The following is an 8,389-nucleotide window of genomic DNA, read 5'->3' as shown; positions in this document are numbered from 1 at the left end:
CCAGACCCGCGAGAGGCGCTCAATTCCGTTTACCGTGCCCTTATCCTTTCAGCCCCCCAGGTTCATGTCAAATTGACCCGAACCGAGAAAACTGCAAGGAATCGAACACTCGCCCTGTCCCCAGGGCAACCCCCCTAACCTACCAACGTGTCCAAGCGAATGCGAATCGCCGAAACGAGCCAGAAGTAATGGGGTTCGCCGGGCATCTCCTGGGGTTCCTCAGAACCTCCGGCCGCCCTGCCTCAGCAACTCTAGCAGTCGCTCAGACCTGGTTGGCGCCACAGAGGTAATCATGAGGTCCTTCCCTCACCACGTGTACCTCAAACCTGGGGCTCCTGCCTGCGCAGACAGCAAGCCGACCGCAAGCCATCCGCAATCGCCCGCCGGTACCAAGTAAGTACGAGCACTCTGCGCCCTCGGAGGTGTCCGCAATGACCCGCTCGGAGTTCGACGACATCCGCGCCTTCCTCAGCGACGAGACCACGCATGCTGCCGATCTGCTGCGGGTCGCCCGGACTCTGATCGACGACCTGGAGCATGCTCGCATGAGGGAGGCCGTACTGCGCACGTACTACCTGCGCCTGCTCACCGCCGCCCGTGCGACGGTCGCCGCGGAGATGATCGCCGCCCCCGACCCTCTGGCGTTCGTCAGGCACGAACTGGGTGAGCGCGGCCAACTCCCGCAGGACGGTGAGAGCGTGCACCGCATCCTCTCCGACGCCCGCACGGCCGAGGCGCTGCTCGCCTGCCTGGAGCAGCAGAGCTCGGCACCGGCCCGGGCCAAGGGCATGCGCCTGCGCCGCTGTGTCGGCACAGGCCGCAGGCTCTCCCACTGAAACCACCGCTTGAACCACCGGCCGCCGGTTGGGTCGAAACCCCACCCGTTGGAGCCACCTGTCCAGGTGCTACCGGCAGAGACATTGGTTCAGGAAACCACCCCAAGCACCACCGTTTGCGCTGAGCACAACGGTGGCGACAGCTATCACCTGAATCAGCGGGTGAGGCGGCTACTACCCGATGTCGAAGCACCACATGACAGGCGTCCCGGGCGTGCTGGACGCCGTAGTGACGGCGCGCGAGGACGCGGGCCGCGGGCGGCTGACCGGCTACCACACCGTCGTGCCCGGCCTGGACCGGGCGGAGGTCCGCCTGCGCCTGGAGGAAACGTCTGCCCCGCTACATGGGGCCCGAGGTGCTCGTCCGGAATCCCCGAGATGCCGCTCTGACCCGCAACGGCAAGATCGACCGAACAACGACCTTCGTGGCGACGCGTGCACTGCCCCTACGACGTTCACGGCGAAGCGTGCTTCCTCCGGACGATGTCCACAGCGACAGGCGGCCCGTAGCTCGTCCTGCTCCCCACCCCCCGGCTGCTGTGGATCGTGAGCGTGGCCTGGCTCGCTGGTCACTGCGACCTGCAGGTGTGCCCACGAGATGGACTAACGCGGGCCAGGCGTCGCTGCAGGGTATGCCCGTCAACTAGGCTCCGCTGCACGTCATGCCCGTCAACTGGGCTCCGCGCCAGACGTCTCCGCACGCCACGCCCGTCAACTAGCCTCCGCACCAGACGTCACTGCACGTCTGCCTGCGAGCTGGGCTCCGCGCCAGGCGTCGCCTCGGGTGTGCCCGTGAGGTGCCGGTCACGACGGAGGACGCGCACACGTGGCCGCCTGGCGAGCGGTGGCGTCGGCGACGTCACTGCGAAACCGCCGTCACCGCCACGGGCACCTGGATGCCTGGACGCCTGCCAGTGACCGGAAGAGGACCCCTCACATACCCGCCCTTGGCGTTACGGCTGCAAGACTGCGCGTATGTGGCAGCGAGGGTTGAATTGGGTGGCAATCATCCTTGTTGGGGGATTTGGCCTTATGTGGCTCGGCGTCGTGACGTACACGGCCGAGGCCACCGCCCTCTGGATGCGTGTCGCGGAGGCCGTCTTCGGTCTCCTCCTGACCGGCTGGGCTGTAAGGAAGGCGGCCTTGATGTTCAGCAAGGCGTGAGCCCCATGAGCGATCAAATTTATGAGATCAGTCACGACATGGGTGACGACGTACAAGCCTCCTGGGTCGCCATGTATCGCGACAGATTCCCGCAGCGGCACCGCATCGACGAGATCGACGACGAGGTGACGCGAGGCATCTCCCGCTGGGTGCGCGAAGAGGACGGACGCGAGTCGGATACGCACGTCGATCTCCTCGAGGAGCCGAAGTCCTACTTCGAGCAAGAGGACCTGGACACGAACGGCTGATCTGCTCTCCTCCGACCTTCCTCGTCCCCCTCTTGAGAGGTTCACGGCATGTACGGCGGAGCAACCCCCCAGCCCCAGTGCGGCACCGGCGCCTCGGTGATCGGCTTGACACCTGGCTGTGAGTTGTGCAGGGCCAGCCGGGTGCCCCACTCGATGTAGCCGGCGAACGCGGCCCTGAACTCCGGGTCGTCAGGCAGTCCCACCTCGTCGGCGGCGTCCATGAGCAGGTTGACCCAACGCCGCCGCTGCGGCTCGGTGATGGCCTTGCCGAGGTGCTTGGACAGCATGTGGGGGTAGCCGCCGCGCTCCTTGGTGTAGCGATCAGGCCCCCCGAACACCTCACCAAGCCACATGGCCACATATTTCGGGTGCCCCGGGTCCATGTGCGCGAAGAGCGGCCCGATCAGTTCGTCCTTCTTGACATACGCATAAAAGGCCTCGGTCAGGCGCTCCAGCGCCTCCGCCCCACCGGCCCATTCGTACAGGGTGGGTACGGTCTCATTTGCCATCATGTAATCATGTAATCACTGCTCCGCCAGGCACTTCAACCCCCGCCGTACCGATTGATCGTCGAAATGCGCTGTCGCCGGCATCACGCCTTCAGCCGGCTAGCGCACGCGCCGCTGAGGCTCCCCGTACCTAGGGTGAGTCAGCCGATGGCCAGCGGCTCGTCGTCGGGGTCGTCGGCGAAGCCGGGGACCCAACGGATCGCTTCGTCGCGGAAACGCGCTGTGGCGTTGAGCTGACAGAGGACGCCGACGCCCGCCGCGTGCACGCGATGGATCAGCACGTAGGACACCGGGAGGTTGAGCTGGCGGACCACGTTGGTGGGGCGCAGGTCGGTGACGCTGGCCGCCTGCGCCTGGAGCCATTCGCGGCTGAAGGTGAATTCCTCCACCGCCGTCGGCTCGACGTAAGGCGCCAGGAAGACTCGGAGGGCGTCAGTGTCGATGTCGATGCCTGGACGGATGAAGCCCTCCTGACGCAGGCCGGCCACCACGGACTCCATATCACCCTGATTGAAGATGCGGGTGAGCTGGCCGAACGCCTTGGGGTAGCCGTCGGGGAGCCGGTTGACCGCGCCGAAGTCGAGGACACCGAGCTTGCCGTTGTCGAGCATGCGGAAGTTGCCAGGGTGGGGGTCGGCGTGCAACATGCCGACACGCGCAGGCGAGCAGAAGAGAAAACGGACGAACAGCAGACCCATCCGGTCGCGTTGCTCTTTGGTGCCGTCGGTGATCACCCGGGACAGCGGCGTGCCGTCCATCCACTCGGTGACGAGCACCATCTCGTTGGCGGCGATCACGTCGGGGACGTGGAAGTCGGGGTCGTCCATGAACTCGAGAGCGAAGGCGTGCTGCGCCTCCGCTTCGCGGAAGTAGTCGAGCTCCTCGGCGATGCGCTCGCGCAGTTCGGCGAGCACCGCTTTGATGTCGAGGCCCGGCAGCAGCACGCCGAAGAGCTTGCCCAGTCGCGCAAGCTGGGCGAAGTCGCCCAGCAGCGCCTTACCAGCACCCGGATATTGGATCTTGACGGCGACGTCCCTGCCGTCGTGCCACACCGCCCGGTGCACCTGCCCGATGGAGGCGGCCGCGGTGGGCATGTCGTCGAACGAGATGAAGTTCTCCCGCCACTCGTCGCCCAGCTGCTCCGCGAGCACCCTATGCACGGTGGCCACGGGCAGGGGAGGCGCCGCCTCCTGCAACTTGGTCAGCGTGGCGCGGTAGGGGCCGACGATCTCCAGGGGCAGCGCCGCCTCGAAGATGGACAGTGCCTGCCCGAGCTTCATCGCGCCGCCCTTGAGCTCTCCGAGCACTTTGAAGATCTGCTCGGCGGTGCGCTGCTGGATCTCCAGAGCGACCGTCTCGGCGGACTTGCCCCCGATCCGCTTACCGAGCCCCAGAGCGGCACGGCCGGCGAAACCGAGAGGGAGGGTGGCCAGCTTTGCGGAGCGCGTGACGGCGCGGCGCGGAAGATCGCTCACACTGATGCGCGGCCCCTCGGTGAGGCCGCTCCCCCTTTCGTGATCGTCACCGGATCGGCTCAATCGCCGGTGGGCGACACGACCATTGTTAGCGAACAAGGATTGTTTCGCATACAACGACATTCGGGGTGCGGCGGCCACGAGTTGCTTCTCCAGCGCCAATCAGGCATGACTTCGGATGTGCCATTCGTCACAGTGGACCCGCGACCGTCCAGAAATGCCAGTGCGTGCCCGACCGCCGCGGCGGCCACCAGCGTCGCCATGGTCGTGTCGCAGGCGATCTCCCCCGGCGGATAACCGCCCAGCCTGGCGGCGACGACAGGCCACGCGGGGTCGGTGTCGCGCCGGGCCAGATCGACGCAGTGCAGGCACGCCGTACGTCCGGGGAGCACGAGCGGGCCGACGGACCCGTGACCCTCGAAGGCGGAGGCGAGCAGGTGGGGGATGCCGAGCTCGTTCAGCTCGTTGACGAGCACGCGGTCGAGCGGGGCGACGGGGGCGAGGATGACGAGGTCGGGGCGCTGCGACCCGTCACCGAGATAGGGCGCCCCGGCGCTCACGCGCACGGAGGGGGTGCCGGGTGGCGCGGGAGGGGATACAACGGGCTGCCGTGACTGCGGCCGCGCCTCACTCTTCTCAGCTCGGACGCTGCGGCCACCGGTTCGGGGAGCGCCGCGGGTGCTGCTCTGGGTGTCGGTGCTGACACGGGGTCTGCTCGGGGTCCCGGGAATGCCGCGGGAGGCGCTCGGGGTCCCGGGAGCACCGCGGGAGGCGCTCTGAGTGCCGGTGCTGACACCGGTGGTGCTCGGGGTCCCGGGAACGCCGCGGGAGGCGCTAGAGGTGCCGGTGGTGCTCGGAGTGCCGGGGACACCGCGGGTGATGTTCGGGGATCCGGGAGCACCGCGGGAGGCGTTCGGGGATCCGGTGGGGACGCGGGAGACGGGAGTGCCGGTGCTGTTGCCGATGCCGGTTGCGGCACGGGGGTCTGCGCCGTTGGCGGTGCGGGGGTCTGCGCCGTTGGCGGTGCGGGGGTCTGCGCCGTTGGCGGAGCGGGGGTCTGCGCCGTTGGCGGAGCGGGGGTCTGCGCCGTTGGCGGAGCGGGGGTCTGCGCCGTTGGCGGAGCGGGGGTCTGCGCCGTTGGCGGAGCGGGGGTCTGCGCCGTTGGCGGAGCGGGGGTCTGCGCCGTTGGCGGTGCGGGGGTCTGCGCCGTTGGCGGTGCGGGGGTTTGCGCCGGTACGGGTGCCGGTGCTCGTGGTGGTGGTGCCCTTGCCAGTTCGGGGGCGTGGGCACAGGGAGGTGGTTGCCGGCATGGAGACAGGCTCCCGTTCGACCGCAGTGCTTGGCGCGGTCGGAGTGGTGGGTGGGGTCTTGGGGCCGCCGGATGTGTGGCGGAGGGCTGCGGTTACCGCGGCGTCCTGTCTGGTCAGTCCCATCTCCTGCCATGTCAGTCCGCCTGGCGTGAGGTCGCGGGGGCGGACCGGGTCGGGGTCGATCACCCGAATCTCGCCGACTCCGCACGAGGCCAGGAGTGTGACGATCTGTGCCCCTACGCGGGCGGCTCCGTAGACACGTACCCGTGCCTGCCTTCTGACGCGCAGGGTGGCCAGGCCGCCGTCTGGGACGGCCGAAGCCAGGTCCAGGGCGTCCAGGTCGGGCTCCAGACGGTCGCGCTCGGCGAGCGACATGCCTCGCAGGGGGCCGGGGCCGGCCGCGGCGTCGTGGAGCAGACCGCGGGCGGCGAGCCGGTCGAGCAGTGCCCGCGCCATCGGCTCGTCGAGTCCGGCTGCCGGGGCCGCCCGTAGGACCTGGCCGAGATCGCGGGTGCCGTCGAGCCCGTCGATCCACTGCCTGACCGATCGGGTGAGGCCGGTCAGAAGGATCGCTCTGGCGGGGTGGACGCCCAGTTGCAGCGTCTGGTCGTCTCGGAGGATGCGTCGCAGTGCGGGCTTCACACGTGGCCTCATGGCGCGCCAGAGTTGCAGGATCTCGGGCGCCTCGGTGCCGTTTCCTCCGCGGCTGTGGATAACCGCTGACGTGGATGTCCCTGGGTGTGGATGCCCCGCGTAGTGGGGGCCGCTTGGGTGCGGACCTCTCGGGTGAAGGTCGCTCGGTGGATGTCCCGCAGTGAGGACGGCCCTGGGATTTGGCGCCCTTGCTGTGGACGGCCTTTGCCGCGGTGAGCGCCTCTGCGATGTGAGCGCCTCTGCGGTGAGGGGCCCTGCGCCAGGGAGGCGTCCGCGCTGGGGAGGCGTCCGCGCTGGGGTGCACCTGCCCCTGGGGGACCGCCGCCCCAGGGGACCCGCCGCTCCAGGCGACCCGCCGTTCCAGGCGACCCGCTGCTCCAGGTGAACGCTGCCGTCGTGGTCCGCGATATCGCTGGTCGTCATGAGGGCCGGGGGGCGGTCTGTGTCGGTGGCGCCCTGGAGTGGTTGGGCGAGCGGGGCGGGACGGAACCGGCTGCCGGGGGCACACCGGCCTGGCAAGGAGGGGGCATGGGTAAAGGTTTGGTCAATAACTGTCTCCTTCGGCGTACCTCATGAGTGAGGTCGCCTGAGGAACGCGCCGATCGCCAGCAGGCTCGCGAAAGCCGCCCTCCTTCCAGGGCCGAGACGGCCCCGAAGCCTCGCTGCGCCGGGAGTCGCTCGCACAGCCGGTGACCATGGCGTCCGCCGGCATGGTCCGGTGGCCGGCCATGCATCGGGAAAGGCGCATGCCCAAATTCACCGGCTCTTAATCATCTGACCAGCAGAAACAACCCCCTTACCTCTGTGGAAATCCGCCAGTCTCGGCTAACGTGCATATGTGCCCCCCGAGACAGTCGAGGTCCGTCGCAGTTCTCGTCGCCGGCGTACGGTCTCCGCCTACCGCGACGGTGACAAGACGATCGTGCTCCTGCCCGCCTGGCTCAGCGGTGAAGACGCGGACGAATGGGTGAGCCGGATGCTCGATCGCCTGGCGGCCAAGGAGAGCCGGCGTAAGCCGACGGACGAGGGCCTGCTGGAGCGCGCGAGGGAGCTGTCGGCGAAGTTCCTCGACGGCAAGGCGATGCCGGTGAGCGTGCGCTGGGTCGACAACCAGCAGCACCGATGGGGCTCCTGCACACCGGAGAACGGCACGATCCGGATCTCGACCCGGCTCAAGGGCCTGCCCGAATGGGTGATCAACTACGTCATCATCCATGAGCTGGTGCACCTGCTCGTGCCCAGCCACGGCCCGGCGTTCTGGGCGCTCGTGGAGCAGTATCCCAAGGCCGACAGGGCGCGCGGCTTCCTCGAAGGGTTCGCGGCCGCGGTCCACACCGCACCGGAGGAATGTTGACCCGCCTCGCCGCGGTCCTCGTACGGCAGAGCATGGCGGGAGCGGCCCCCGAGGGCGTCGACCCGGGGCGCTGGCTGGAGGCGGTGGCCGAGGACACCTATGAGATCGTGGCCGGCCTCGAGTTCGTCACGCCTGTGCTCGTGACCAGCGTTCCCGACCTCGACGAGATCGTCTGGCCGGGCACCGAGGTGATCACCATCGCCGAGGACGACTCGCTCAGGAGCATCGTTCGGCGCATGAAGGGCGACCAGGTCGTGGTGATCGGCGCCGACGCCCCCGACCTGCCGCCCCTGCTAATCGGCAAGCTGTTCCGGGAGCTGGGCCGTGCCCAGGTCGCCGTCTGCCCGGCCGAGGGGGGTGGCGCCGTGGCGCTCGCCTGCGGTCTGCCGATGCCCGGCTGGGCCGACCCCGACCTCGACGCGCCCGATCCGGTCGCGGCCCTGCGCGCCCAGGCGCCGGGCAGCCGCATGGTGGCGGCGGGACCCGGCTGGCACCGGCTGCGCAGCGGGGAGGACCTGGGCCTTCTCGATCCCGGCCTGGAGGGGTGGGAGAGTACGCGCGCGCTGATCGGGTGAGCAGACGCGTCCGGACGGGCCTGGGTCAGGACGGGCCTGGGTGATCCAGAATCCGGTGATCAGGTCAAGGGCTCCGGTGATCAGGTCAGGGGCTCCGGTGATCAGGTCAGGGGCTCCGGTGATCACGCCTCGGTGATTCCAGTTCCCCGTCATCACAATCCCCCGTCGTCACAGTCCGCCGCGAGTACGACGCGGTCGGCCTGGGGCCCGCCGGCGGGAAGATGGCCGAGGCCCTCTTGGCCGGCCTCCACGGGGCCGGCCAAG

Annotated in this window: 8 protein-coding genes; 5 read left to right on the top strand and 3 right to left on the bottom strand. The window is 68.9% G+C overall.

Features of this window, described 5'->3' with window-relative positions; translation table 11 throughout:
• The first annotated feature begins 431 nt into the window (after positions 1–431).
• From DQW85_RS14135 to DQW85_RS14125, 3 genes are all read left to right on the top strand, one after another.
• Positions 432–836 (top strand): hypothetical protein, encoded by a 405-nt coding sequence (locus tag DQW85_RS14135; RefSeq protein WP_113700775.1) that lies wholly within the window; start codon positions 432–434, stop codon positions 834–836.
• A gap of 999 nt (positions 837–1,835) precedes the next feature.
• Complete coding sequence (locus tag DQW85_RS14130) at positions 1,836–2,000, top strand: hypothetical protein (RefSeq protein WP_240197172.1); 165 nt, start codon at positions 1,836–1,838, stop codon at positions 1,998–2,000.
• 5 nt (positions 2,001–2,005) lie between these two features.
• Positions 2,006–2,248 (top strand): hypothetical protein, encoded by a 243-nt coding sequence (locus tag DQW85_RS14125; RefSeq protein ID WP_162794974.1) that lies wholly within the window; start codon positions 2,006–2,008, stop codon positions 2,246–2,248.
• A gap of 41 nt (positions 2,249–2,289) precedes the next feature.
• Here DQW85_RS14125 and DQW85_RS14120 read toward each other — a convergent pair whose 3' ends face one another.
• The 3 genes from DQW85_RS14120 to DQW85_RS44455 form a co-directional block, all read right to left on the bottom strand.
• Positions 2,290–2,760, bottom strand: coding sequence for a group II truncated hemoglobin (locus tag DQW85_RS14120; RefSeq protein WP_205315114.1), 471 nt, complete (start codon positions 2,758–2,760; stop codon positions 2,290–2,292).
• Positions 2,761–2,897: 137 nt separating this feature from the next.
• Positions 2,898–4,232: an ABC1 kinase family protein gene (locus DQW85_RS14115; RefSeq protein WP_113700772.1), complete on the bottom strand. Its 1,335-nt coding sequence runs from the start codon at positions 4,230–4,232 to the stop codon at positions 2,898–2,900.
• 59 nt (positions 4,233–4,291) lie between these two features.
• Positions 4,292–6,184 carry a ThiF family adenylyltransferase gene (locus DQW85_RS44455; RefSeq protein WP_162794973.1) on the bottom strand — a complete coding sequence of 631 codons (1,893 nt, stop codon included), beginning with the start codon at positions 6,182–6,184 and terminating at the stop codon, positions 4,292–4,294.
• A gap of 850 nt (positions 6,185–7,034) precedes the next feature.
• Here DQW85_RS44455 and DQW85_RS14105 point away from each other — a divergent pair.
• Positions 7,035–7,550, top strand: coding sequence for a M48 metallopeptidase family protein (locus tag DQW85_RS14105; RefSeq protein WP_240197171.1), 516 nt, complete (start codon positions 7,035–7,037; stop codon positions 7,548–7,550).
• Complete coding sequence (locus DQW85_RS14100; protein WP_240197170.1) at positions 7,544–8,125, top strand: DUF2064 domain-containing protein; 582 nt, start codon at positions 7,544–7,546, stop codon at positions 8,123–8,125. Before DQW85_RS14105 ends, DQW85_RS14100 begins: the two co-directional genes overlap by 7 nt.
• The last annotated feature ends 264 nt before the right edge of the window (positions 8,126–8,389 follow it).

This window comes from Nonomuraea lactucae, from assembly GCF_003313395.1.
GTDB lineage: Bacteria > Actinomycetota > Actinomycetes > Streptosporangiales > Streptosporangiaceae > Nonomuraea > Nonomuraea lactucae.
The sequence above is the reverse complement of the archived record's forward strand: the minus strand, read 5'-3'. Positions and strand labels throughout refer to the sequence as shown.

Coding starts and splice junctions, on each gene's coding strand:
- DQW85_RS14135 (WP_113700775.1), top strand. CDS start 432: ATGACCCGCTCGGAGTTCGACGACATCCGCGCCTTCCTCAGCGACGAG.
- DQW85_RS14125 (WP_162794974.1), top strand. CDS start 2,006: ATGAGCGATCAAATTTATGAGATCAGTCACGACATGGGTGACGACGTA.
- DQW85_RS14120 (WP_205315114.1), bottom strand. CDS start 2,760: ATGATGGCAAATGAGACCGTACCCACCCTGTACGAATGGGCCGGTGGG.
- DQW85_RS14100 (WP_240197170.1), top strand. CDS start 7,544: ATGTTGACCCGCCTCGCCGCGGTCCTCGTACGGCAGAGCATGGCGGGA.